The following is a 23,196-nucleotide window of genomic DNA, read 5'->3' on the forward strand; positions in this document are numbered from 1 at the left end:
GCCTCAGAACAGGGCGGCGGCCTCCTCCGGGGAGAGGCCGCCGCCCTCGGCGTACGCGGCCTCGAAGCCGTCCGCGCCCAGCGCGCCCCGGATCCGCTCCACGACCTGGTCCCGGACATGGCGTTCCATGGCGGAGGAGACATGGCGGGCGGGCAGCAGGGCGTCGGCGGCGGCCAGGCAGCGGGCCGCGTCCCGGGCCCGTCCGCCGCCGTCGAGCGCGGGCAGGGCCATCGCGCCGACCATCAGATAGAGGGCGCGCATGTGCGGGGCGATGGCCAGGGACAGCGGGTCACCGGCCCCCCGCATCGCCTGTCCCGCCTTGGCCAGCGCCTCCTCGGGACGGCCGTCGACCGCGTCCAGCCACGCTTCGGCGCCCAGGATGAAGGAGTCGAAGACGATGAAGTGGGAGATGCCGAACTCCTCGCGCAGCAGCCGCAGTTGCTCGCGTGCCTGCGGGATGCGGCCGGTCATCCCGAGGTGGCCGGCCAGGAACAGCCGGGCGGCGGGCATCGCCTCGCTCCCGGCGCCCAGCCTGCCGTCGATCACCTCACGCAGCAGCCGCTCGCCGCGCTCCACGTCCCCCGCCTCGATCAGGGCGCTGCCCAGCCGCGACTGGAGCACCGCCGTCTGGGCACGCGCGCCGAGCCGTTCGGCGTGGCCCACGGCCTCCTCGTAGTCGGCGGCGGCCCGCAGATACCGTCCGGCGCGCTCATGGGACTCGCCGCGCGCGGACAGCGCCTCGGCGGCCCCCCAGGCGTCCCCGAAGCGCCGGTAGATCTCCAGCGACTCGTCGGCGTCGCGGGTGGCATCGCCGGTCCACTCGACGCGGTTGGCCAGCAGGTTGGCCCGCATCTGGAGGGCGCCGGCCAGTTCGTGCTCGTAGCCGGGGGTGCTGCGGCAGGTGTCCACGGTCGCGTCGATGACGGTGCGCAGCCGCTCCATGTCGCCGCTCAGTATCACCGCGAAGAACCACAGCATGCCGGGGTAGCGGCAGGTCTGGGGCAGTCCGGGTTCGTAGACCTCGGTGACGGCCCGGAGCTTGCGCTTGGCCTCGGGGGTCTCCCACGCCTCCAGTTCGGTGTCCATGCAGGCGAGGTGGAGCAGGTGCAGGCCACGGCGGGCCTCCGCCAGGACGTCCTCGCTCATCGGCGGCGGGGCGTCCGTGCACCGCCGCCACACCGGCACCGCGCGGCGCACGGGCTCGGCGAACGGGTCGGGGGTGAACGCCATGATGTCCGCGCACCAGTTGCGGGCCTCGATGCGCACGTCCCGCATCTGCCAGTACGTGCCCAGGGAGTGGATCAGGCACAGCGCCTCGTGCTCGTCGCGTTCGGCGACGGCGTGCCGCAGGGCGGTGCGCAGGTTCTCGTACTCCAGCTCGAAGCGGGCGATGGCGGCGAACTGGCCGGAGCCGCGCAGCAACGGGTCGGTGGTGCGGGCCAGTTCGCGGTAGTGGACGAGGTGGGCGCGCTCGGCCGCGGCCCGGCCGCCGGTCTGTGCCAGCCGTTCGGCGGCGTACTCGGCGACGGTCTCCAGGAGCCGGTAGCGCATCGCGCCGTCGGCGGCGGGCGCGGCCACCACCAGCGACTTGTCGACCAGGGAGCCGAGGGCGTCGAAGGCGGCGGGCCCGCACACGGCCTCGGCGGCGGCCAGGTCGCAGCCGCCGGCGAAGACGGACAGCCGGCTCAGCACCTCCCGCTCCCCCGCGTCCAGCAGGTCCCAGGACCAGTCGACGACGGCGCGCAGGGTCTGCTGGCGGGGCAGCACGGTGCGGCTGCCGGAGGTGAGCAGCCGGAAGCGGTCGTCGAGCCGGTCGGCGATCTGCCGCGGGGAGAGCATCCGCAGCCGGGCGGCGGCCAGTTCGATGGCGAGCGGCAGCCCGTCCAGGCGGCGGCAGATCTCGGCGCAGGCGGCGGCGGTGTCCGCGTCGGCGTCGGTGCGGAAACCGGGCCGTACGGCGGCGCCGCGCTCGGCGAACAGGCGCAGCGCGACCGGATCGGGCAGCGGCTCCACCGGGCGCAGCAGTTCGCCCGGTACGCCGAGGGGTTCGCGGCTGGTGGCGAGGACGGTGAGGCGGGGGCAGCGGGCGAGGAGTTCCTCGACGAGGTGGGCGGCGGCGTCGACGACATGCTCGCAGTTGTCCAGGAGCAGGAGCATGCGGCGGCGGGCGCAGTGCTCGACGAGCCGTTCGACCGGGTCGTCGTGGCGGTCGGCGACGGCGGCCCGTATCTCCTCGGCGCCGGCGCCGTAGAGCACGGTCTCGCGGGCGCCCACCGCGGTCAGCACCGCCTCGGGCACCGCGTCCGGGTCGTCGACCGGGGCCAGTTCCGCCAGCCACACGCCGTCGCGGGGGGCGGGCCGCAGGGCCTCGGCGGCCTCCTGGGACAGCCGGGTCTTGCCGGCCCCGCCGGGCCCGAGGAGCGTGATGAGCCGGGCGCTTCCCAGGTCGGCGCGGAGCGCGTCGATGTCGCTCTCGCGGCCCACGAAGGAGGTCAGCCGGGCGCGCAGGTTGCTGGGCGGCGCCGCCGGGGCGGCGGCCGGGGGCGCGGGGTCGGCGGGGGCGGCGGCCGGGGTCCCGGGGGCCGCGGCCGACGGGCGGCCGGGGGCGGCGGCGGTGACGTACGCGTCGGAGCCCGCGCCCCGCCGCCGGTCCTGCCGCGGTCGGTCGCCGCCGAGCAGCCGCCCGTGCAGCGCGCGCAGTTCGGGCCCCGGGTCGGAGCCGAGCCGGTCGGCCAGCAGACGCCGTACGTCCTCGTAGGCGGCGAGCGCCTGGGCGGTGCGGCCGGCCTCGTGCAGGGCGCGCAGCCTGAGCGCCTGGAGGGGTTCGTCCAGGGGGTGGGTGTCGCACAGGGCGGTCAGCTCGGGCAGGGCCCGGTCGGTGTCTCCGAGGGCGAGCGCGGCGGCCAGGCGGGCCCGGCGCACGTCCAGGTGCCGGGTCTCCCAGCGGGCCGCCTCGGCGGTGCGGTCGGGCAGGTCGGCGAGGGCGGGGCCGTGCCACAGGGCGAGGGCGTCGTCGAGGGTGGCGGCGGCCTTGGTCGGGTCGCCGTCGGCGAGTGCGGCCAGGCCCTCGCCCGCCAGGCGCTCGAACCGGTGCAGATCGATGTCGTCGGCCGTGGCGGTGAGCCGGTAGCCGCCCTCGGCGGAGGCCACCGCGTCCGCGCCGAGCGCCCGGCGCAGCCGTCCGACCAGGGCCTGGAGCGCGCCCGTGGCGTCGGCGGGCGGATCGTCCTCCCAGACCTCGTCGACCAGGACGGACACCGGGACCGTACGTCCGGGCCGCAGGGCGAGCACGGTCAGCAGGGCGCGCAGCCGCGCACCGCCGACCGGGACGGCGGTGCCGTCGGGGCGGAATGCCTGGGTGGTGCCGAGGATGCGGTAGCGCACGGGGTCCATTGTCCCCGGGGACGCCCCGGAGCCGCTCGGGGGTTTCCCCGTGGCGGAAAGCGGCGGGAAAGCGGCGGGGACAGGCGTCTCAGATGCGGACGAACTGGGAGGAGTCGAGGGTCAGGGTCTGGTCGGCGACGGGGATGCGGATCTCGTCCCCGAAGGCGCCCGACTCCTCGTGCCGGTAGACGCCGTCCTCGGGCCGGGTCAGCAGGGTCCAGCGGGCGCTGAGCACGTCGACGACGAGGTAGGCGGGGATGCCGCGCAGCGCGTAGTGGTCGGGCTTGGTGCTGTAGTCGCGGTTCCTGCTCTCGGGGGAGACGACTTCGACGACGAAGGGCAGCAGCGACTCGCTGACCTCGCTCTTGTCCGTACGGACCTGCTCCAGCCGCACGGCGGACGCGTCGGGCTCCGGCTTGTAACCCTCCCGGGGAGGGATGACACCGAACTCGCTGATCGGCGTCCATCCCGGCAGCCGTTCCTCGATCTGATTCTCGATGCGCCGCTGCGTGATCCTGTGCGCGTAGGTGACCGGTACCAAGGTGAGCCCGTTCCTCGTCAGCCGGAGGCGTGCGCTCCTGGGCACCTCCATGGCCTCCTGCATGGACTCGACCCAATTGCCGGCGATCGTCATGGCCACCTCCTCAGTCGACTTGATGACAGCGTAACGACTACCAGGAACCGAGGACCCGCCGCAGCACGTTCCCCCCGTGTCACCGGTACGGTCGACCCCACCCGCCGGTCGCGCCCGGCACCGGACCCGTCCTTTGGAGCGCCCCGACCATGACCACCGCCACCGCCCGCCGCGGCGACCGCCGGATCAGCCCCGTGTTCCTGGGGATCCTGGCCGTCACCGCCGTCACCGGGTGGGCCACCTGGACCGGGTTCGCCGAGCGGCCCGGCGTCGCGGTGTTCCTGTTCGTGACGGCTGCCTGGATCGTCTCGCTGTGCCTGCACGAGTACGCGCACGCCCGCACCGCGCTGCACAGCGGTGACATCACGGTCGGCGCGAAGGGCTATCTGACGCTGAACCCGCTGAAGTACACGCACGCGCTGCTGAGCGTCGTGCTGCCGGTGATCTTCGTGATCATGGGCGGGATCGGGCTGCCCGGCGGCGCGGTCTTCATCGAGCGGGGCCGGATCCGGGGCCGCTGGCGGCACAGCCTGGTCTCGGCGGCCGGGCCGCTGGCCAACGTGCTGTTCGCGGCGGTGTGCACCGCGCCGTTCTGGCTGGACGCGCTGGACGGGGTGCCGGGCGACTTCCGGTACGCGCTCGCCTTCCTCGCGCTGCTCCAGGTCTCGGCCGCGCTGCTGAACTTCCTGCCGGTTCCTGGTCTGGACGGCTACGGCGTGCTGGAGCCGTGGCTGTCGCAGGGGCTGAAGCGGCAGGTGGAGCCGTTCGCGCCGTTCGGACTGCTGTTCGTCTTCGCGCTGCTGTGGCTGCCCTCGGTCAACAGCGCCTTCTTCGACGCGGTCCACGCGATCCTGGGCCATCTGGGCGTGGACGGCCCCGACCGCTACTGCGGCCAGGAGCTGTACCGCTTCTGGCAGGGGACGAACGAGTACTGCGCGGTCAGCCGGTGACGGAGCCGCCGCGGGCCGCGCGGCCCCGGCGCAGGTAGTACCAGGTCATGTTGGACGACAGTCCGGCCAGCAGGACCCACACGATCCCCAGCCAGCTGCCCTGGACGAAGGAGACGACGGCCGCGGCCACGGTGAGCACGCAGACGATCAGGGCGTAGAGGGCGAGGCGGGGCATGGGGGCGGACTCCTGTCGGGGACACGGGGGCACTGCTCGGGACTGCTTCGCCGACCAGTGTCCCCCATGCGCGTCCCGGACCGGTGCGCGGGCGGTGCTCAGACGTCGGTGAGCCGCAGCCCCGCGTGCGCCTTGTAGCGGCGGTTGACGGAGATCAGGTTGGCGACCAGCGACTCCACCTGGTGGGCGTTGCGCAGCCGCCCGGCGAAGACCCCGCGCATCCCGGGGATCCGGCCGGCCAGCGCCTGCACGATCTCCACGTCGGCGCGCTCCTCGCCGAGGACCATCACATCGGTGTCGATCCGCTCGATCGCGGGGTCCTGGAGCAGGACGGCCGACAGGTGGTGGAAGGCGGCGGTCACCCGCGAGCCGGGCAGCAGGGCGGCGGCCTGCTCGGCGGCGCTGCCCTCCTCGGGGGTGAGCGCGTAGGCGCCCTTCTTGTCGAAGCCGAGGGGGTTGACGCAGTCCACGACGAGCTTGCCGGCCAGTTCCTCGCGCAGGGACTCCAGGGTCTTGCCGTGGCCCTCCCAGGGCACCGCGACGATCACGACGTCGCTGCGGCGGGCGGTCTCGGCGTTGTCGGCGCCCTCGACGCCGTGCCCGATCTCCTCGGCCGCCGCCCGCGCCCGGTCGGCGGCCCGCGAGCCGATGATCACCTTCTGGCCGGACCGGGCGAACCGCTGGGCGAGCCCCTTGCCCTGCGGGCCGGTCCCGCCGAGCACGCCGACGACCAGTCCGGAGACGTCGGGCAGGTCCCAGGGGTCCTTGGCGGGGGCCTTCTGTGCACTGTCGGTAGAGGTCATGGGCCGACTCTACGTCCGCGGCCCCTCCCCCACCCGTCCGGGTGAGCCGGGTCAGCGGTGCCGCCCGGTGTCCCCGGTGCGGGCGAACCGGGTGCGAACTGCGCGTCGGCAGCGGCCGTTTGGGGCAGTATGCGCTCCCATGGACGCCGTACGGGTCGCGCTGCTGCGCGAAGTGCTCGCCGGGACCGAGTGGTTGGACACCACCCGGCGGTTCGCGGGGGCGCTGCGCGGGTCGGTGGTGGCGCACGGGGGCGGGCTGCTGCTGGTGGGCACGCCGGAGCACGAGCCGTGGCATCTGGCCGCGCACCTGGTGGACGAGGCCGCCTGGTCGGGCACGCCGGAGCTGGCGCCCACCCTGGTGCGGCACGGCGCGGGTCCGGCGGATCCGGCGCACCTCGCGGTCGGGCTCGGCCGGCTGGCGGCGGCCCGGCGCGGCGAGACGCTGCTGGTGGTGGCGCCCGAGGTGCCCGGCGGAGGGGGCGAGCCCGCGGAGCTGCTGACGCGGGTGCGCGATGTGCGGCGGGCCGGGGCGACGGTGCTGGCGCTGGGCGCGGGCGGCGGCGAGCTGGCGGCGATGGCGCACGAGACGCTGGCGGTGCCGGACGGCGGCGAACTCGACCTGGACACCGTGCAGCACCTGGTCAGCGCGGCGGCCGGGGAGAACCCGCTGCCGGGACCGCGCGGGCGCGGGCGGTGGCGGGACCGGCTGTCCCGGCTGGCGGAGGCGCTGACGGCTCCGCCGCCCGCCCGCTGGTAGGAACCGGGGAAACCCATTTGCTCCAGCCGAGCCTGTGCCTGAACATGACCCGACGTGACCGATCACGCCCCGTCTTCTCCGTCTTCTCCTGGTGCTCCGGCTTCTTCTGCTTCTGCGGGTGCTCCTGCTTCTGTGGGTTCCGCGGGTGCTCCGTCCGGCGTCCCACCCGTCGCGGAGTCCGCCGAGCCGCCGTCCGGGGTGCGGGCGCTGCTGCCCGATCTCGCCCCGTGGCGCTCCTCACGCGACTTCCGCAGGCTGTGGGTGTCCGGGCTGATCTCCAACTTCGGGACGTTCCTGACCTTCGTCGCGCTGCCGGTGCAGATGAAGGAGCTGACCGGCTCGGCGGCGGCGGTCGGCGCGATCGGCGCGGTGGAGCTGGTGCCGCTGATCGTGTTCGGGCTGTACGGCGGGGCGCTCGCGGACGCGATGGACAAGCGGCGGCTGATCCTGTGGACCGAGGCCGGCCTCGGGGTGCTCAGCGCCGTGCTGCTGGTGGACGCCCTGCTGCCGCACCCGGCGGTGTGGCCGCTGTACGTGGTGGCGGCGCTGTCCTCCGCGCTGACCGCCGTGCAGCGGCCCGCGCTGGACGCGCTGTGGCCGCGCATCGTGGCCCATGAGCACCTGCCCGCTGCGACCGCGCTGAACTCGCTGCGCTGGACCGTGGGCGGGGTGGCCGGTCCGGCGGTGGCGGGCGTGATCGTGGCGTACGCGGGCCTGGCCCCGGCCTACGCGGCCGACCTGGCGACCTTCGCCCTCTCGGTGGTGCTGGTGGTCCGCATCGCCGCGCAGCCCGCCTCCCACGAGGCCGCGAAGCCGTCGCTGCGGGCCGTCGCGGAGGGCGCCCGGTACGCCTGGAACCGCAAGGAGCTGCTGGGCACCTACGCGGTGGACCTGGCCGCGATGTTCCTGGCGATGCCGCTGGCCGTGCTGCCGTTCCTCGCGGACGAGCTGGACGCCCGCTGGTCGCTGGGGCTGATGTACGCCGCCGTGCCGCTCGGGTCGCTGCTGGTGAGCGTGACCAGCGGCTGGACCTCGCGGGTGCACCGGCACGGCCGGATGGTGGTCCTCGCGGCGCTGCTGTGGGGTCTGGCCATCGCCGCAGCCGGGGTGGCCGGGAACGTCTGGTTGGTGCTGCTGTTCCTCGCCGTGGCGGGCGGCTGCGACATGGTCAGCGGGATCTTCCGGGGCGCCATGTGGAACCAGACCATCCCGGACGAGCTGCGCGGCCGGCTGGCCGGGATCGAGCTGCTGTCGTACTCCGTGGGCCCGCAGCTGGGCCAGGTGCGCTCCGGCGGGCTCGCCGCCTGGTGGGGCGTACGGGCGTCCGTGTGGTCCGGCGGCGTCCTGTGCGCGGGCGCGGTCGGCCTGCTCGCCCTCTGCCTGCCCGGCCTGATGGCCTACGACGTCCGCACGAACGAGCACGCGGTACGCCAGCGCGAACTGCGGTCGACGGGCCTGCGCACGGCCGCCTGACCACCGGCCCACCGGACCCCCGCGGTCCCGCGCCCCGGGCGACGACAGGCCGCTCACACACCACACCGGGAACGCACGGACGCACCCGGGCCGCGGCGAGCGGCGGACGACGATCCCGCGGACGCCCGCGCTGCGGACGCCCACCGGCACCCACCGAAGGCCCGCCGAACGGCCTGGCCCTGGACCCGCCCGCCCCGCAGGCACCGGACCAGTCCTCGTCCTCCGGTCCCGGGCGCCCAGAAGCAATGGGCCGCCCGCACGCCGGAAGCGCACGAGCGCGCGGCAGGCCGCAGGCGGCGGCCCGCCGGACGGCCCCGGACCGGCCCGCCCCGCAGGGCACCGAACGGGCCCTCGCCCCGGGCCCCGGGCGTCGGGGGGCGGCGGGCCTTCGTGCGCCGGAGTGCGCGGGGGTGGCCGATGGCGTGGTGAGGGGGGTGCGGGGCCCGTGCGGTCAGGTCTGGCCGGGACCGGGGGGGCGGTCGCCGGGCGGGGCGTCGTGCCAGCGCGGGTCGGTCTCCCACTGGAGGTTGCGCTCGTGCGCGGTGTCCATCGCGTGCTGGGCCTCCTCGCGGGAGGCGTACGGGCCGAACCGGTCCTTGGCGGGGCACTCCGGCCCCTCCTCGACCTTCTGGTGCTCCAGGCAGTAGAACCACTCACCCGGCTTGCCCGCGGTGCGCTTCTTGAACAGGGCCATGACCAGCTCCTCTCGCCACCGACATGTTCCCTCATCGGCGCTGGATAGACTCACCGGCATGTCTGGCCAGTCACTGCTCGTCCCCGGGGAGCTGTCCCCCGCCCGTTCCGTGCCCGGAAACATCCGCCGCCCCGAGTACGTCGGCAGGCCTGCGCCGAAGCCGTACACGGGGCCCGAGGTGCAGACCCCGGAGACCGTCGAGGCGATGCGGGTCGCCGGGCGGATCGCCGCGCGGGCGATGGAGGAGGCCGCCAAGCACATCGCGCCCGGCGTCACCACGGACGAACTCGACCGGGTGGCGCACACGTACATGTGCGACCACGGCGCCTATCCGTCCACGCTCGGCTACCGCGGTTTCCCCAAGTCGCTGTGCACCTCGGTCAACGAGGTGATCTGCCACGGCATCCCGGACTCGACGGTGCTGCGGGACGGCGACATCGTCAACCTGGACGTGACGGCGTACATCGGCGGGGTGCACGGCGACAACAACGCCACCTATCTCGTCGGCGACGTCGACGAGGAGAGCCGGCTGCTCGTGGAGCGCACCCGCGAGACGCTGAACCGCGCGATCAAGGCGGTCCGGCCGGGCCGGCAGATCAACGTCATCGGCCGGGTCATCGAGTCGTACGCCAAGCGCTTCGGCTACGGCGTGGTCCGCGACTTCACCGGGCACGGCATCAACACGTCCTTCCACTCCGGGCTGATCGTGCCGCACTACGACAGCCCGCACGCCACCACCGTGATGCGGCCCGGCATGACCTTCACCATCGAGCCGATGCTGACGCTGGGCACCATCGAGTACGACGTGTGGGAGGACGGCTGGACGGTCGTCACCAAGGACCGCAGGCGCACCGCGCAGTTCGAGCACACGCTCGTGGTGACCGAGACCGGAGCGGACATCCTCACGCTGCCGTGACCCGTGCGGCGCCGCCGCCGCGCAGCAGCCTCACGAGGGCCCGCCTTCCCCAGGGGAGGCGGGCCCTCGCGCGTCGCGGTACGGTTTACCGACAGCGCGTCGGAAAGTTTACCGACCGGACGTCGGCAAGGCATTGACTTAGGTTAGCCTTACCTTAGAGGATCCCCTCATGGACTCCTTCTCGACTCTCCTGCGCACCGCCTCCCACGAACAGCACGTGGAGGCGGAGAACTCGACCTTCATGAGCGACCTGCTCGGCGGCCGCCTCGACCTGGAGGCGTACGCGCGCTACACCGAGCAGCTCTGGTTCGTCTACGAGGCCCTGGAGACGGGCGCCGACCGGCTCGCCGCCGATCCGGTGGCCGGGCCCTTCGTGCGGCCCGAGCTGTTCCGGCTGTCCGCGCTGGAGCGCGACCTCGCGCACCTGCGCGGGTCCGGCTGGCGCGCGGGGCTGCGCGCGCTGCCCGCGACCGAGGCGTACGCGGCCCGGGTGCGGGAGTGCCGGGAGCAGTGGCCGGCCGGGTACATCGCCCACCACTACACCCGCTACCTCGGCGACCTGTCCGGCGGCCAGATCATCCGCGACCGCGCGGAGCGCACCTGGGGCTTCGAGCGCGGGGGCGACGGCGTGCGCTTCTACACCTTCGAGGAGGTCGCCAACCCGGCCGCCTTCAAGCGGGAGTACCGCGAACTGCTGGACGGCGTACGGGCCGACGACCTGGAGAAGCAGCGGATCGTGGCGGAGTGCAAGCGGGCGTTCGCCCTGAACACCGCCGTCTTCCGGGCGCTGGGCGAGGAGTTCCCGCTCACCGCGTGAGGGGGCCCGGCCCCGCCGCCGGGTCTCAGCGCTCCAGGACGACCCGGCCGCCGATCTCCACCCAGCCCTCCGGCTGCGGGGCCGTCAGGATCTGGGAGCCCGCGCCCTGGACGATGTTCAGGGCGCGGCCCAGCCGCGCGGTCAGCAGCAGCGCGGCGGCGCCGGTGGCCTCGTCCTCCTCGATGCCGTCCCCGCGCCCGGGGAAGGCGCGGGCGCGGATGCGCCCGGCCGCCTCGTCCTCCCACGCCCAGGCGTAGATCCACTCGCCGGGCGGCGGCACCGCCAGGTCGTCGACCTCGGCGGCGCTCGCGTAGCGGCGCAGGGTGCGCGGCGGGGCCCACTCCGGGCGGGCCTCGATCCAGGTGAACTCGCCGTCCAGGCGGGTGCCGACCGGGCCCGCCGGGGTGCGCAGCTCGGGGACGTCCAGGAGCCAGGCCGTGCCCACGCAGGGGTGGCCGGCGAAGGGCAGCCGCAGGGTCGGTGTGCGGATGTCGATGACGCCCCGCTCGGGGTCGTCCACGAACACGGTCTCGCTGAAGCCGAGTTTCGCGGCCAGCGCCTGGCGCTCGTCGGAGTCGGGCAGCAGGGATCCGTCGCGGACGACACCGAGTTCGTTGCCGTAGCCGCCGTTCGCCGCGCAGAACACGCGCAGCACGTCGTAGTCGGTCACCGGGGCATTCAAGCACCCGGGCGCCGCAGGGGGCGGGGCCGGTCGCACAGCGGACCGGTCCCGCCCCCCCCTTCTGCCGGGTCTCCTGTCGGATCTGCCGGGTCTGCTGTCAGAGCTGGGTGGCGTCGCGCCGCCTGCGCAGCGCGAACACCACGCCCGCGCCCGCCGCCACGGCCGCCGCGGCGGCCGAGCCGAGGGCGGCCACCGGCACGCCGGAGCCGGTGGAGGCGAGGCTGCCGCCGCCGATCGTGGAGCCGGTGCCCCCGGTCGTGGAACCGATGCCGCCCGCCGTGCCGCCGGTGCCGGACGCCGGTCCGCCGCCCGTGCCCGCGTCACCGCCGGTGCCCGCGGAGCCCGCGCCGCCGGAGGAGCCCGACGTGCCGTCGCCCGAGGGGAGTTCGGCGCCGTCGGTGAGGGCCACCGACAGGTTCAGCGGGTCGAGCACGGTGCCCTTGGGGTAGAAGCCGCTGAACGCCGTGGCGCCCGCGTCGGTCAGCGTCACGCTCACCCCGCTGAGGGAGATGACGTCGCCCTTGGGGGTGAGTCCGCCCGCGGGGGCCTTCAGGTCGGCCAGGACGACGCCCTCGGAGAGCTTGCCGAGGCTGGTGACATCGGCGGTGAGCCTGCCGGACGTGCCGGAGAAGGACGCCTTGACACCGCTGAGGGTGAGGTCGAGGCCGTAACCGCCGTCCTTGCCCTCGCCCTTGTGGCCCTTGAAGTTCACCGCGCCCTTGAACGCGGCGGACAGGGTGCCGGCCTGGGTGTCGTAGCTGCCGGTGGCGTCGGTGAAGGTGAACGCGCCGTTGCCGGACGCCTGGGACGCCCCGCCGGACGCCGTGATGGTGCCCTTGGCCAGCGAGCCCGTCACATAGGACCGGAAGGACGCCTTCACAGCCCAGGTGAGCCGTCCGTCCGCGAGGACGCCCCTGGCCGGGACCGGGGCGGAGGAGCCCGTCGTGGTGGCGGACGGGGACGGGGAGGTGCCCGTGCCGCCGGTGGCCGGGGCCGAGGGGGACGGGGAGGTCCCGGTGCTCTGCGTCGGGGACGAGGAGGCGGACGCCGGGGGCGAGGACGGGGAGGACGGCTCCGTGGAGGGGCCGGTGGACGGGCTCGGCGACGCCGGGACCTCCTTCTTCACCACCGAGAGCGGGTCGCCCGCCGCGCCCGCGTAGGTGTCGCTGCCGAGGAAGGTGCCTGCCTGGGTGGTGAGCTTGGTGGCCAGGCCGGTCATGTCCGCGCTGGTGGGCGCGGCGACCTCGGCGAACGGCACGTCCTGCCGGGTGGTGCCGTCGTCGGCGGTCAGGTCGGCGGTGAGCACGCCGGTGCCGCTGTCGTACTGGAAGTCGCTGAGCACCCGCTTGAAGCGGTGGGCGCTGGACTCGGCGGTCAGCGTGCCCTTGAAGGTGAGGTGCACAGCGTGCGTGGTGCCGTTGTAGGTGCCCTGGCCCCCGGTGAAGGTGAAGGCGCCGTTGCCGGACGCCTGCACGGCGCCGTCGGCGGTGGTGAAGGTGCCCTTGGCGTAGGGGCCGGTGACGTAGGAGCGGTACGAGTCCTTGATGCCCCAGGTGAGTTCGTAACCGCTGAGGGGCCGGTCGGCCGCCGCCGCGCCGGGGGCGCCGGCCAGCGCGGCGGCGCCCACCGAGGCGACGGTGGCGGTGACGGTGGCCACGGCGGCGGCGAGGGCGAGGGGCCGTCTGCGGGAACGGCCTCCGGTGGTGCGGGACATGGTGGTTCTCCTCGTGCGGGGAGCGGCCCGGTGCGGGCCTGCGGGACGGGTGGGTGGACGCGTGCGCGCGGTGTCGCGGCGCTGTGCTGCCGTGTCGCCGCGGCGCTGTGCCGCGGCGGGTGTCAGGAGGTCTTGGTCGCGGGGGCCGGGTCCTCGGCCGTGGCGGCGGCGTCGGCGGCCGGGCGGGCGCGGCGCCTGCCGCGGACGATCAGCGTGCCGAGGGCGGAGACCACGAGGACACCGGCCGCGACCAGGACGAGCGGCAGGACCGGGAAGCCGCCGCCGCCGTCGTGGCCGGAGGCCGCCACGGGCTCGGCCGCGAGACCGGAGCCCTCGGCCGCCTGCGGAGCGGCGGACGCCTGGGCGGAGGCGGTCGGCGCGGTGCCGAGGTCGGGCAGCGCGGGCAGGGCGGCGCCCGCGGTGAGGGCGACGGCCACCGAGACCGGGTCCATCGCGGTGCCCGCCGGGTACATCCCGCCGAAGGCGCGGGCGCCGCGCTCGGTCAGGACGGCGGGCGCCTCGGTGACCCGCGCCAGTCCGTCCCGGGCGGTGAGGCCCTTGGCGGTGAAGGTGACCAGGGGGACGTTCCTGCCCGTCAGGGCGGTGCCGGTCACATCGGCCGAGAGGGTGCCGCGGCCGTCCTCGACGGTGACGCGCAGGCCGGTGAGGCGCAGGTCCAGGCCGTGTGCGCCGGTGAAGCGGACGGTGCCCCGGAAGGCGGCGCGCAGCGTGCCGTCCTCGAAGGTGCCGGCGCCCGAGGGGAAGCGGAAGAGGGCGCCGCCGTCCTGGGCGCCGTCGGACAGCGTCCACCTGCCGCGCGCGATGTCCCCGGTGACGTACTCGCGGAAGGTGCGGCGTACGCCCCAGTCGACGGCGCCGGTCACGATCGCGCCGCCGGAGGCGGCCTTGCGTGCGGGGGCGGTGGCGGACGGGGCGGCCGGCGTGGACGGGGACGGGCTGGACGGGGCCCCGGCGGGGGCGCGGTCCTCGGGGCGTACGTCCGCCGAGAGGCTGACCGGGTCCAGCGGGGTCCCGGCCGTGTAGTACCCGGCGAAGGACTTGGCGCCCTGTGCGGTGAGGGTGGCGGGCAGGTTGTTCAGGGCGACCGAGGTGCCGGCGCCGCGCATGTCGATCCCGGCCAGGGAGAGGGAGGCGAAGGGCACCTGCGAGGACGTCGTGACCGCCCCGGTGCCCTTCGCCTTGCTGACGACGTCCACGTAGAGGGTTCCGGAGGAGCCCGCGACGCGCACGGTGGGACGGCTGAGCGTGAGGTCCAACTGGTAGCCGCCGCCCGCCTGCCGGTGGCCGGTGAAGCGCACTCCGCCCGAGAAGGCGGCCCGGAAGGCGCCGGTCGAGCCGTCGTAGGAGCCGGTCGCCGAGTGGAAGCGGAAGGTGCTGGCGCCGACCGTGGCCGCGCCCTGGGTCAGGGAGTAACTCCCCTTCGCTATGGGCCCGGTGACATAGCTCTGGAAGGAGGACTTGATGCCCCAGTCGAGCCGGCCGCCCTGCACGGCGCGGTCCGCCGCCTGGGCGGCGGGGGCCTGGAGCAGGGCGGTCAGCAGGGCCGCGGCGAGCACGGCGAGGGCGGTGCTCGCCGCGCTGAGAACGGTGCGCGGGGAGCGCGCGGGCATGGGCATGGAAATGTCCTCCGGATCCACAGCCGGTAGCGAACAAAGGTAAGGCTAACCTAAGCTCAACGTGCCGGAGATCGGCACTCCCCGAGAGGAACGGACGGACCGCACCGTGCGACGCTTGCGCACACACCTGGCGGGAGCACTGCTGTCGGTGCTCGCGCTCACCCTGACCGCCACCGGCTGCGCCGGCACGGCGGGCGCCTCCGGCACCGGCGGCACCGGCGGCGCCACCGGCCCGGCCGGCGCCGTCGACGACCGGGTCGAACCGCTGACCGGCGTCGCCGCGCCCCGGCTGCCCGTCACCGTCGACTCCGCCGACGGACGGAAGGTGACGGTGACCGGGGCCCGGCGGATCGTGCCGCTGTCCGGCAGCCTCAGCGAGATCGTGTTCACGCTGGGGCTCGGCGGGCGGGTCGTGGCCCGCGACATCACCGCCACCTTCGCGCAGGCCCGGAAGCTGCCGGTGGTGACCCGCAATCACGACGTGTCCGCCGAGAGCGTCCTCTCGCTCCACCCCGACCTGGTGGTGGCCGAGGAGACGTCGGGCCCGGCCGAGGCCATGGACCAGATCCGCGCCGCGGGCGTCCCGGTGCTCGTGGTGAAGCCCGCCGCCGGGCTCGCGGACGTGGGGCCGCGCATCCACGCGGTCGCCGCCGCGCTCGGCGTCCCGGACGCGGGCGAGCGCCTGACCCGGCGGGCGCAGGACCGGATCGAGGCGGTGCGCGGGTCGATCCCCGCGCACGCCGACCGGCCGCGCGTCGCGTTCCTCTATCTGCGCGGCTCGGCCGCCGTCTACCTCATCGGCGGTGCGAAGTCGGGCGCGACCTCGCTGATCGAGGCGGCCGGGGGGATCGACGCGGGCGCCGCCTCGGGCCTGGACAAGGACTTCACCGCCATCACCACCGAGGCGCTGGCGAAGGCCGCGCCGGACGCGATCCTCGTCATGAGCAAGGGACTCGCGTCCGTGGGCGGCGTCGACGGCCTGGTGAGGATCCCGGGCGTGGCCCAGACCCCGGCCGGGATGAAGCGGCGCGTCGTGTCCGTGGAGGACGGTGTGCTGCTCAACTACGGCCCGCGCACCGACCAGGTGCTGCGCTCGATCGTCGGCCAGCTCTACGGCGACGGGGAGAGGCGATGAGCGCGCCCGCCCTCGACGGCACGGCCGAGGAGCACGGGAAGTCACCATCGCCCTCTGAGAAAAGGGACTTGGCGGAACCCGGTGCCGGGCGGCGGGGCAGGCCCTGGCTCCTGACGGCCGGTCTGCTGGCCGCGCTGCTCGTGCTGGTGCCGGTCGCCGCCGGTCTCGGCGCGTACCCCATCCCGCTCGGCGACGTGCTGTCCTCCGTGCTGCACCGGGCCGGGCTCGGCGGCTCCGGGCTCGACCGGGTGGCCGAGTCGGTGCTGTGGAACGTGCGGTTCCCGCGCATCGTGCTGGCCCTGCTGGTCGGTGCCTCGCTGGGCTGCGCGGGCGCCCTGATGCAGGGCGTGTTCGGCAATCCGCTGGCCGAACCGGGCGTCATCGGCGTCTCCTCGGGCGCCGCGGTCGGCGCGGTGGCCTCGATCGCCCTGGGGATCGGCTTCCTCGGCACCTGGACGGTGCCGGTGTTCGCGTTCGCCGGGGGCCTGGGCACGGCCTCGCTGGTGTACGTGATGGCGCGCTCGGGCGGCCGTACGGAAGTGGTGACGCTGATCCTCACCGGGATCGCGGTGAACGCCTTCGCGGGCGCGCTGATCGGCCTCTTCCTGTTCTTCGCGGACAGCGCCGCGGTCAGCCAGATCACCTTCTGGCAGCTCGGCTCGCTCGCCCAGGCCACCTGGCCCAAGGTGCTGGCCGTACTGCCGTGCGCAGCGCTCGGGCTCGGCCTCGCGCCGCTGTACTCGCGCCGGCTGGACCTGCTGGCGCTCGGCGAACGCCCGGCCCGGCACCTGGGTGTGGACGTGGAGCGGCTGCGGATCGTGCTGGTGCTGGTGATCGCCCTGCTGACCGCCGCGGCGGTCAGCGTCTCCGGGATCATCGGCTTCGTCGGCCTGGTGGTGCCGCATCTGCTGCGGATGGCCGCGGGGCCGGGGCACCGGTTCCTGGTGCCGGGCAGCGCCCTGCTGGGCGCGCTGGTCCTGCTCGCCGCCGACCTCGCGGCGCGCACCGTGGCCGCACCCGCCGAACTCCCGCTCGGCGTACTCACCGCACTGCTCGGCAGCCCGTTCTTCTTCTGGCTGCTGCGCCGCACCCGACGCAGGCAAGGAGGCTGGGCGTGAAGGCGGTCCGAGGATCCGTGAAGCGGCTGCGCGGGCGGCCCCGGCCGCCGGAGCGGCCGCGCGCCGGGCAGGTGCTCGCCGAGGCGGAGGGGCTGCGGGTGCGCCTGGGCGCCCGGGAGGTGCTGCGCGGGGTGGACGTGCGCGTACGGGCCGGTGAGGTGCTGGCCCTGGTCGGGCCCAACGGGGCGGGCAAGTCGACCCTGTTGGGCGCGCTCGCCGCCGATCTCCCGGCCGCCGCCGGTGTCGTACGGGTGCACGGGCGTCCGGTACGGGAGTGGTCGGCGCCCGAACTCGCGCTGCGCCGGGCCGTGCTGCCCCAGTCGGCGGAGCTGTCCTTCCCGTTCCCGGTGGCGGAGGTGGTGCGCATGGGCCGCGCGCCGCACCCCGCCTCCCCGGCCGAGGACGAGGCGGCCGTGGCCGCGGCGATGGCCGCCACCGAGGTGAGCGCGTTCGCCGGGCGGCCCTTCCCGGCGCTCAGCGGGGGCGAGCGGGCGCGGGTCGCGTTCGCCCGGGTGCTGGCCCAGCACGCCCCGCTGCTGCTGCTCGACGAGCCGACCGCCGCGCTGGACCTGCGCCACCAGGAACTGGTGCTGCGGCTGTGCCGGGAGCGGGCCGCCGCCGGGGACGCGGTGGTCGTGGTCCTGCACGACCTGGGGCTCGCCGCCGCCTACGCGCACCGGGTCGCGGTGCTGGCCGCCGGGCGGGTCGCCGCCGACGGGCCGCCCGGCGAGATCTTCACCGGGGAACTGCTCTCCCGGGTCTACGACCAGCCCGTCGAGGTGCTGCCGCACCCGCGCACGGGCGCGGTCCTGGTGACCCCGAGACGGCACCTTTGACGCACCTGTGGCCGGTTCTTTGCACCGCCTTTGACAGGCCGCGACCGGCCCGTGTCCTTGTCCCGCGCGTGAGAGCTGAATCACGGCACGCGCGGGTAACAAGCAGGGAGGTGTCGGTTAAGTTAGGCAAGCCTCACCAACAACTGTGAGGGCCGTCACGCCCAGTTCCAGTCATCCGGGAGTCCCTGCATGAGAGCCGTCCGACGCTCCGTCGTCACCGCCGCCGCCGCCGCGGTCGCCCTGACCGCCGTGACGGCCTGCACCTCCAAGAGCGACGCCGCGGACGGCGACGCGATCCAGGTGACGGCGGCCGACTCCACGTGCGACACCTCGGCCAAGACCGTACCGGCCGGACAGGTCACCCTCAAGATAGAGAACAAGGGCTCGCGGGCCACCGAGGTGGAGATCCTCTTCCCCGACGACCGGATCGTCTCCGAGAAGGAGAACATCGGCCCCGGCACCAAGTACACGCTGACCGCCGAGGTCAAGGCGGGCTCCTACGAGATCGCCTGCCGGCCGGGCATGAAGGGCCACGGCGTCCGCCAGAAGCTCACCGTCACCGGCAAGGGCGCCGCCGCGCAGCGCAACCCCGAGCTGGACAAGCCGGTCGCCGAGTACCGCCAGTACGCGCAGGACCAGGCCGACGCCACCGTGCCGCTCGCCGAGGTCTTCGCCAAGGCGATCAAGGCCGGTGACCTGGAGGCCGCCAAGAAGGCGTACGCGCCCTCCCGCATCGGCTGGGAGCGCACCGAGCCGGTCGCCGAGTCCTTCGGGGACATCGACCCGAAGACCGACACCCGCGCCGACGGCCTGGAGCAGGGCCAGAAGTGGACCGGCTGGCACCGCCTGGAGAAGGCGCTGTGGCAGGACAAGAAGATCGGCGCCGAGGAGAAGACCCTCGCCGACCAGCTCGTCACCGACCTGAAGGACTGGCAGCAGCGGGTCGGCAAGGCGGAGATCACCCCCACCTCCATGGCCAACGGTGCCAAGGAGCTCCTCGACGAGGTCGCCACCGGCAAGGTCACCGGCGAGGAGGACCGCTACTCGCACACCGACCTGGTCGACTTCAAGGCCAACGTCGAGGGCGCGCAGAAGGCGTACGAACTCCTCGAGCCGGTCGCGCGGAAGAACGACGCCGCCCTCACCGGCGAACTCGACAAGCAGTTCGCGGCCCTGGACACCGTCCTGGACAAGTACCGCAAGGACAAGACGTCCTACGACTTCGTCTCCTACGACACGGTCGGCAAGGAGCAGCGCAAGGAGCTGTCGGACGCGGTGAACGCGCTCGCCGAGCCGCTGTCCAAGCTCGCCGCCGCAGTGGTGAAGTAGGGGACGGGACCATGGCCGAGGAGCAGGAACGACGTCCCGCGCCCTCCCGCCGCGCGCTGATCGGCTGGGGCGGTGCCGGGCTCGCGCTCGGCGCCGTCACGGCGGGCGGCGCGGTGGCCGCGGCCACCGGCGGCGACGGCGCGACCGACACCGGGGGTGCCGTGGAGTTCCACGGTGTCCACCAGGCGGGCATCGCCACGCCCGTGCAGGACCGGCTGCACTTCGCCGCGTTCGACGTGAAGACCGACGACCGCGCCGAGTTCGTCCGGCTGCTGAAGGACTGGACGGCCGCCGCGCGCAAGATGACCGCCGGTGCCCCGGTCGGCGACGGCGCCTACGGCGGGCTGGCCGAGGCGCCGCCGGACGACACCGGCGAGGCGCTCGGCCTCAAGCCGTCCCGGCTGACGCTCACCATCGGCTTCGGGCCCACGCTGTTCGACCGGTTCGGGCTCAAGGACCGGCGTCCGGCGGCCCTGGTCGACCTGCCCCCCTTCCCCGGCGACAACCTGGACCGCTCGCGCACCGGCGGCGACCTGTGCGTCCAGGCGTGCGCGGACGACCCGCAGGTGGCGGTGCACGCGATCCGCAACCTGGCCCGGATCGGCTTCGGCAAGGTCGCCGTGCGCTGGTCCCAGCTCGGCTTCGGCAAGACCTCCTCCACCACGCCCGACGCCCAGACCCCGCGCAATCTGCTCGGGTTCAAGGACGGCACCCGCAACATCGCGGGCACCGAGACGGCGCGGCTGGACGAGCACGTGTGGGCCGGCGCCCAGGACGGCGGGGGCAAGGACGCCTGGATGAGCGGGGGTTCGTACCTCGTCGCCCGGCGCATCCGGATGAACATCGAGACCTGGGACCGCACCTCGCTCCAGGAGCAGGAGGACGTCTTCGGCCGGGACAAGGGCGAGGGCGCACCGGTCGGCAAGGCCAAGGAGCGGGACGAGCCGTTCCTGCCCGCGATGAAGCCGGACGCGCATGTGCGCCTGGCGCACCCCGACTCCAACGGCGGGATCACCATCCTGCGCCGCGGCTACTCCTTCACCGACGGCACCGACGGCCTGGGCCGCCTGGACGCGGGGCTGTTCTTCCTGGCCTACCAGCGCGACGTGCGCAAGGGCTTCGTCCCGCTCCAGCGCCGGCTGTCCGCGCACGACGCGCTCAACGAGTACATCCAGCACGTGGGTTCGGCGGTCTTCGCGATCCCGCCCGGCGTCCGCGACGCGAACGACTGGTGGGGGCGCACCCTGCTGTCCGAGGAGGCGTAGGTCCGTGTTCTCCAACTATCTGATCGGTCTGCGCGAGGGGCTGGAGGCCAGCCTCGTCGTGTGCATCCTGATCGCCTACCTGGTCAAGACCGGCCGCCGGGACGCCCTGCGGCCGATCTGGACGGGCATCGCCATCGCCATCGCGCTGGCCCTGGGCTTCGGCTGTGTGCTGGAGTTCGGCTCGCAGGAGATGACGTTCCAGGCGCAGGAGGCGCTCGGCGGCTCCCTGTCGGTGATCGCGGTCGGCCTGGTCACCTGGATGGTGTTCTGGATGCGGCGCACCGCCCGGCACCTGAAGGCGGAACTGCACGGCAAGCTGGACGCGGCGCTGGCGATGGGCACCGGGGCGCTGGTGGCCACCGCGTTCCTCGCGGTGGGCCGCGAGGGCCTGGAGACCGCGCTGTTCGTGTGGGCGTCCGTGCACGCCGCCTCCGACGGCACCCCGCGCCCGCTGATCGGCGTGGCCCTCGGCATCGCCACCGCGGTGCTGCTCGGCTGGCTGTTCTACCGCGGCGCCGTGCGCATCAACCTGGCCAAGTTCTTCACCTGGACCGGCGCCATGCTGGTCGTGGTCGCGGCCGGGGTGCTCGCCTACGGCTTCCACGACCTCCAGGAGGCCGACTGGCTGCCGGGCCTGACGAACCTCGCCTTCGACATCAGCGGCACCATCGAACCGGACAGCTGGTACGGCACGCTGCTCAAGGGCGTGTTCAACTTCCAGCCCGACCCGACCGTCCTCCAGGTCACGGTGTGGCTGCTGTACCTCGTCCCGGCGCTCACGCTGTTCTTCGCCCCGGTAGGGTTCGCCTCCGGGAAGGGGAAGGTGAAGGTAGCTGATGAGCAGGGTTCGCGGCCCTCGGAGGCTTCGCAGGCTTGAGCGGGCGGCCGTCCTGGCGGCCTCGGTGACCGCGCTGGCGCTGACGGCGAGCGGATGCGTGGTGGTGCACGGCGAGCGCGAACTGCTCCCGGGCGCCACCCGGGCCGAGGCCGCGACGGCACTGGCGCAGTTCACCGCCGCCTACAACAAGGCCGACCGGGCGTACGACAGTTCACTGGACGCGGACCGGGTCACCGGCGCGTTCGGCGCGATCGACGCGGCGCGGCTGAAGGCGGGCCGCGTCAACAGCCCCTCGGGCAACGCCGCGCACAGCCCGCTGACGCTGACGGACGCGAAGTTCACCATCCCCAAGAAGGCCGGCTGGCCGCGCTGGTTCCTCGCCGACGCCAAGGGCAACAAGGGCGGCGGCTCGCGCTGGCTGCTGGTGTTCACCCGGCACTCCCTCACCGGCACCTGGCAGGTGGCGTATCTGACGCTGGTGGCCCCGGACGCGGTGCCGAAGTTCCGGGTGGACGAGGGCGGCTGGGCGGAGGCCGTGCCCGCCGACTCCCCGGGCCTCGCCGCCGCGCCGAGCGGGCTGAGCCGCGCCTACGCCACGTATCTGAAGGACGGCGGCGACACCTTCGCCCCGGGCACGCACACCACGGCCTGGCGCGCGCTGCGCGCCAAGAACTCGGTCCGTCCGGGCCTCGCCACCCAGTACATCGACGAGCCGCTGAGCGGCGGCGACCACGCCCCGCTGGCGCTGCGCACCGCGGACGGCGGCGCGCTGGTGTTCTTCGCCACCCGCCACTTCCAGAAGCAGACGGCCGCCGCGGGCGCCTCGGTGCCCACCCCGAACAAGGACGTCCGCGCCCTCACCAAGGGCGAGATCAAGCAGTCCCTGACCATGGAGTTCGTCTCCGCCGAGGCCGCCCTCGACCCGGCGGCGGGTACGGGCTCCGGGTCCGGATCGGGCTCCGGGTCCGGCTCCGGCTCGGGCTCCGGGTCCGGCGGCGGGAAGGTCTCGGTCGTGGGGCGCGTGCAGGGGATGACGTCGGCGCAGGGCGGCTGAGGCGGGGCAGCCGACGCCGGGGGCCGGGGGCCGGCTGCCTCAGTGGCGCAGCGGCCAGGCCGGGGCCGGGTGGCCGGGCTCGTCCGCGGTGTGGCGGGCGCAGGCGTCGGTGAGGGTCTCCAGGAGGGTGAGCGGGTCCGGGAGGGGGTGCTCGGGGCCGTGCCCCGCGAGCCAGCGCACCGCGCGGTCCGCGTCACCGGGCAGCCGGGCCGGCGGGACCAGGACGTACGAGCCCCGGCAGTGCCAGCGCAGTCCGGGGTGTTCGTCCATGGTCTCCGGGTGGCAGTCCAGCTCGCACGGCCACCACTCGTCCTCGTCCTCGGGGGTGCCGCGGGTGAGGGTGAAGAACAGCATGCGCCCGTCGTCGCTCTCCGCGACCGGGCCCACCTCCACCCCGCCGAGCCGCAGCCGCTCCAGCGCCGCCCGCCCGGCCTCCAGCGGCACGTCCAGGACGTCGTGGGCCATGCCGGTGGCGGTGATGAAGTTCGCCTCGGGCTGGTGCCTGGCCCAGCGCTCGACCTGGGCGCGGTCGGTGGTGGACTGCGTCTGCCAGGCGAACGACACCGGGTGCCGGGCGGGGGTGGGACAGCCGACGCGGTCACAGGAACAGCCGTAGCCGATCCCCGGGTGCGCGGCGGGTGCGAGGGGCAGTCCCGCGCCGGCGGCGGCGAGCAGCAGGGCCTCCCGGCCGCCGTCCCCGGCGGGCTGCTTCGGGCGGCGTCCGCGCAGCCACTGGGAGATTTTGCCCTGCCGGCCGCTGTGACCGCCGAACTCCGCGCTCATCTATCCCCTCGCCTCGCTGTGTGGACAGCTTGCTCCGTGGCTCTCCATGGTCCCACCATCCTGCGCCTTCGGTGACCGGAGCCGGTATCCGGGGTCGGGGCAGGGCGTCTTCGCGGGGCTCACACGGCGCACGGGCCGGGGCTCACCCCGGCGCACGGCGGGTGTCCGGCAGGGGGTGCGGGTGTCCGGTACGGGGGCGCGG

The 23,196-nt window shown here is 74.6% G+C and carries 21 protein-coding genes; 12 read left to right on the forward strand and 9 right to left on the reverse strand.

Annotated features, from left to right (window positions below; genetic code table 11):
• Positions 1 to 3: 3 nt before the first annotated feature.
• Together A8713_RS08670 and A8713_RS08675 are read right to left on the reverse strand one after the other, a co-directional pair.
• Positions 4 to 3,393, reverse strand: a complete 3,390-nt coding sequence (locus A8713_RS08670) for an AfsR/SARP family transcriptional regulator (RefSeq protein ID WP_064532787.1) — start codon at positions 3,391 to 3,393, stop codon at positions 4 to 6.
• A 79-nt stretch (positions 3,394 to 3,472) separates the two neighbouring features.
• Entirely contained in the window at positions 3,473 to 4,018 is a 546-nt protein-coding gene (locus A8713_RS08675) for a Uma2 family endonuclease (protein WP_079158884.1), read from the reverse strand.
• Between the two features lie 149 nt (positions 4,019 to 4,167).
• Here A8713_RS08675 and A8713_RS08680 point away from each other — a divergent pair, with 149 nt between their 5' ends.
• A complete protein-coding gene (locus A8713_RS08680) occupies positions 4,168 to 4,968 on the forward strand; it encodes a site-2 protease family protein (protein WP_064532793.1) in 801 nt (266 codons plus the stop codon).
• Here A8713_RS08680 and A8713_RS08685 read toward each other — a convergent pair.
• Entirely contained in the window at positions 4,958 to 5,143 is a 186-nt protein-coding gene (locus tag A8713_RS08685) for a hypothetical protein (RefSeq protein ID WP_018570507.1), read from the reverse strand. The two genes, A8713_RS08680 and A8713_RS08685, sit on opposite strands and share 11 nt — an antisense overlap.
• Before the next feature lie 98 nt (positions 5,144 to 5,241).
• A complete protein-coding gene (npdG, locus tag A8713_RS08690; protein ID WP_064532796.1) occupies positions 5,242 to 5,946 on the reverse strand; it encodes an NADPH-dependent F420 reductase in 705 nt (234 codons plus the stop codon).
• A gap of 139 nt (positions 5,947 to 6,085) precedes the next feature.
• Here npdG and A8713_RS08695 point away from each other — a divergent pair, with 139 nt between their 5' ends.
• Complete coding sequence (locus A8713_RS08695; RefSeq protein WP_064532799.1) at positions 6,086 to 6,703, forward strand: hypothetical protein; 618 nt, start codon at positions 6,086 to 6,088, stop codon at positions 6,701 to 6,703.
• 132 nt (positions 6,704 to 6,835) lie between these two features.
• Positions 6,836 to 8,176, forward strand: a complete 1,341-nt coding sequence (locus A8713_RS08700; protein ID WP_064532802.1) for an MFS transporter — start codon at positions 6,836 to 6,838, stop codon at positions 8,174 to 8,176.
• A 451-nt stretch (positions 8,177 to 8,627) separates the two neighbouring features.
• Here A8713_RS08700 and A8713_RS08705 read toward each other — a convergent pair whose 3' ends face one another.
• Positions 8,628 to 8,870 (reverse strand): hypothetical protein, encoded by a 243-nt coding sequence (locus tag A8713_RS08705; RefSeq protein WP_064532807.1) that lies wholly within the window; start codon positions 8,868 to 8,870, stop codon positions 8,628 to 8,630.
• A gap of 58 nt (positions 8,871 to 8,928) precedes the next feature.
• Here A8713_RS08705 and map point away from each other — a divergent pair, with 58 nt between their 5' ends.
• Both map and A8713_RS08715 read left to right on the forward strand, forming a co-directional pair.
• Positions 8,929 to 9,786 (forward strand): type I methionyl aminopeptidase, encoded by an 858-nt coding sequence (map, locus tag A8713_RS08710; RefSeq protein WP_064532808.1) that lies wholly within the window; start codon positions 8,929 to 8,931, stop codon positions 9,784 to 9,786.
• A gap of 169 nt (positions 9,787 to 9,955) precedes the next feature.
• A complete protein-coding gene (locus A8713_RS08715; protein ID WP_064532811.1) occupies positions 9,956 to 10,603 on the forward strand; it encodes a biliverdin-producing heme oxygenase in 648 nt (215 codons plus the stop codon).
• A 25-nt stretch (positions 10,604 to 10,628) separates the two neighbouring features.
• Here A8713_RS08715 and A8713_RS08720 read toward each other — a convergent pair whose 3' ends face one another.
• The 3 genes from A8713_RS08720 to A8713_RS08730 form a co-directional block, all read right to left on the reverse strand.
• The gene (locus A8713_RS08720; RefSeq protein ID WP_064532814.1) at positions 10,629 to 11,273 is read right to left on the reverse strand and encodes a PhzF family phenazine biosynthesis protein; all 645 of its coding nucleotides are present in this window, start codon (positions 11,271 to 11,273) and stop codon (positions 10,629 to 10,631) included.
• 109 nt (positions 11,274 to 11,382) lie between these two features.
• Entirely contained in the window at positions 11,383 to 12,999 is a 1,617-nt protein-coding gene (locus A8713_RS34620; protein ID WP_064532817.1) for an HtaA domain-containing protein, read from the reverse strand.
• 122 nt (positions 13,000 to 13,121) lie between these two features.
• Positions 13,122 to 14,636 carry an HtaA domain-containing protein gene (locus tag A8713_RS08730; protein ID WP_107440603.1) on the reverse strand — a complete coding sequence of 505 codons (1,515 nt, stop codon included), beginning with the start codon at positions 14,634 to 14,636 and terminating at the stop codon, positions 13,122 to 13,124.
• Between the two features lie 115 nt (positions 14,637 to 14,751).
• Between A8713_RS08730 and A8713_RS08735 the strand changes: the two genes are divergently transcribed.
• The 7 genes from A8713_RS08735 to A8713_RS08765 all read left to right on the forward strand — a co-directional run bounded on the left by A8713_RS08735 (position 14,752) and on the right by A8713_RS08765 (position 22,211).
• The gene (locus A8713_RS08735; protein ID WP_064532820.1) at positions 14,752 to 15,771 is read left to right on the forward strand and encodes a heme/hemin ABC transporter substrate-binding protein; all 1,020 of its coding nucleotides are present in this window, start codon (positions 14,752 to 14,754) and stop codon (positions 15,769 to 15,771) included.
• Positions 15,768 to 16,889, forward strand: a complete 1,122-nt coding sequence (locus A8713_RS08740; RefSeq protein WP_064532824.1) for a FecCD family ABC transporter permease — start codon at positions 15,768 to 15,770, stop codon at positions 16,887 to 16,889. The genes A8713_RS08735 and A8713_RS08740 overlap by 4 nt, the downstream gene beginning before the upstream one ends.
• Entirely contained in the window at positions 16,886 to 17,725 is an 840-nt protein-coding gene (locus A8713_RS08745) for a heme ABC transporter ATP-binding protein (protein WP_064532826.1), read from the forward strand. The genes A8713_RS08740 and A8713_RS08745 overlap by 4 nt, the downstream gene beginning before the upstream one ends.
• Before the next feature lie 189 nt (positions 17,726 to 17,914).
• Complete coding sequence (gene efeO, locus A8713_RS08750; RefSeq protein ID WP_064532828.1) at positions 17,915 to 19,054, forward strand: iron uptake system protein EfeO; 1,140 nt, start codon at positions 17,915 to 17,917, stop codon at positions 19,052 to 19,054.
• Positions 19,055 to 19,065: 11 nt separating this feature from the next.
• Positions 19,066 to 20,319: an iron uptake transporter deferrochelatase/peroxidase subunit gene (efeB, locus tag A8713_RS08755; RefSeq protein ID WP_064532832.1), complete on the forward strand. Its 1,254-nt coding sequence runs from the start codon at positions 19,066 to 19,068 to the stop codon at positions 20,317 to 20,319.
• A gap of 4 nt (positions 20,320 to 20,323) precedes the next feature.
• Positions 20,324 to 21,196 carry an iron uptake transporter permease EfeU gene (gene efeU, locus A8713_RS08760; RefSeq protein ID WP_018570522.1) on the forward strand — a complete coding sequence of 291 codons (873 nt, stop codon included), beginning with the start codon at positions 20,324 to 20,326 and terminating at the stop codon, positions 21,194 to 21,196.
• Entirely contained in the window at positions 21,156 to 22,211 is a 1,056-nt protein-coding gene (locus A8713_RS08765) for a hypothetical protein (RefSeq protein ID WP_079158885.1), read from the forward strand. The genes efeU and A8713_RS08765 overlap by 41 nt, the downstream gene beginning before the upstream one ends.
• A 39-nt stretch (positions 22,212 to 22,250) precedes the next feature.
• Here the strand turns inward: A8713_RS08765 and A8713_RS08770 are convergent, their stop codons facing one another.
• Positions 22,251 to 22,994, reverse strand: coding sequence for a bifunctional DNA primase/polymerase (locus tag A8713_RS08770; RefSeq protein ID WP_064532837.1), 744 nt, complete (start codon positions 22,992 to 22,994; stop codon positions 22,251 to 22,253).
• Between the last annotated feature and the right edge of the window lie 202 nt (positions 22,995 to 23,196).

The sequence above is a fragment of the Streptomyces sp. SAT1 genome, assembly GCF_001654495.1.
In the GTDB taxonomy this organism is placed as follows: Bacteria; Actinomycetota; Actinomycetes; order Streptomycetales; family Streptomycetaceae; genus Streptomyces; species Streptomyces andamanensis.

Bases quoted from the DNA above. Each gene is read 5' to 3' on its own strand.
- efeB (WP_064532832.1), top strand. From the start codon at position 19,066: ATGGCCGAGGAGCAGGAACGACGTCCCGCGCCCTCCCGCCGCGCGCTG.
- efeO (WP_064532828.1), top strand. From the start codon at position 17,915: ATGAGAGCCGTCCGACGCTCCGTCGTCACCGCCGCCGCCGCCGCGGTC.
- A8713_RS08730 (WP_107440603.1), bottom strand. From the start codon at position 14,636: ATGCCCATGCCCGCGCGCTCCCCGCGCACCGTTCTCAGCGCGGCGAGC.
- A8713_RS08670 (WP_064532787.1), bottom strand. From the start codon at position 3,393: ATGGACCCCGTGCGCTACCGCATCCTCGGCACCACCCAGGCATTCCGC.
- A8713_RS08770 (WP_064532837.1), bottom strand. From the start codon at position 22,994: ATGAGCGCGGAGTTCGGCGGTCACAGCGGCCGGCAGGGCAAAATCTCC.
- A8713_RS08695 (WP_064532799.1), top strand. From the start codon at position 6,086: ATGGACGCCGTACGGGTCGCGCTGCTGCGCGAAGTGCTCGCCGGGACC.
- A8713_RS08675 (WP_079158884.1), bottom strand. From the start codon at position 4,018: ATGACGATCGCCGGCAATTGGGTCGAGTCCATGCAGGAGGCCATGGAG.
- A8713_RS08685 (WP_018570507.1), bottom strand. From the start codon at position 5,143: ATGCCCCGCCTCGCCCTCTACGCCCTGATCGTCTGCGTGCTCACCGTG.
- A8713_RS34620 (WP_064532817.1), bottom strand. From the start codon at position 12,999: ATGTCCCGCACCACCGGAGGCCGTTCCCGCAGACGGCCCCTCGCCCTC.
- map (WP_064532808.1), top strand. From the start codon at position 8,929: ATGTCTGGCCAGTCACTGCTCGTCCCCGGGGAGCTGTCCCCCGCCCGT.
- A8713_RS08740 (WP_064532824.1), top strand. From the start codon at position 15,768: ATGAGCGCGCCCGCCCTCGACGGCACGGCCGAGGAGCACGGGAAGTCA.
- A8713_RS08705 (WP_064532807.1), bottom strand. From the start codon at position 8,870: ATGGCCCTGTTCAAGAAGCGCACCGCGGGCAAGCCGGGTGAGTGGTTC.
- A8713_RS08680 (WP_064532793.1), top strand. From the start codon at position 4,168: ATGACCACCGCCACCGCCCGCCGCGGCGACCGCCGGATCAGCCCCGTG.
- A8713_RS08715 (WP_064532811.1), top strand. From the start codon at position 9,956: ATGGACTCCTTCTCGACTCTCCTGCGCACCGCCTCCCACGAACAGCAC.
- npdG (WP_064532796.1), bottom strand. From the start codon at position 5,946: ATGACCTCTACCGACAGTGCACAGAAGGCCCCCGCCAAGGACCCCTGG.
- A8713_RS08765 (WP_079158885.1), top strand. From the start codon at position 21,156: ATGAGCAGGGTTCGCGGCCCTCGGAGGCTTCGCAGGCTTGAGCGGGCG.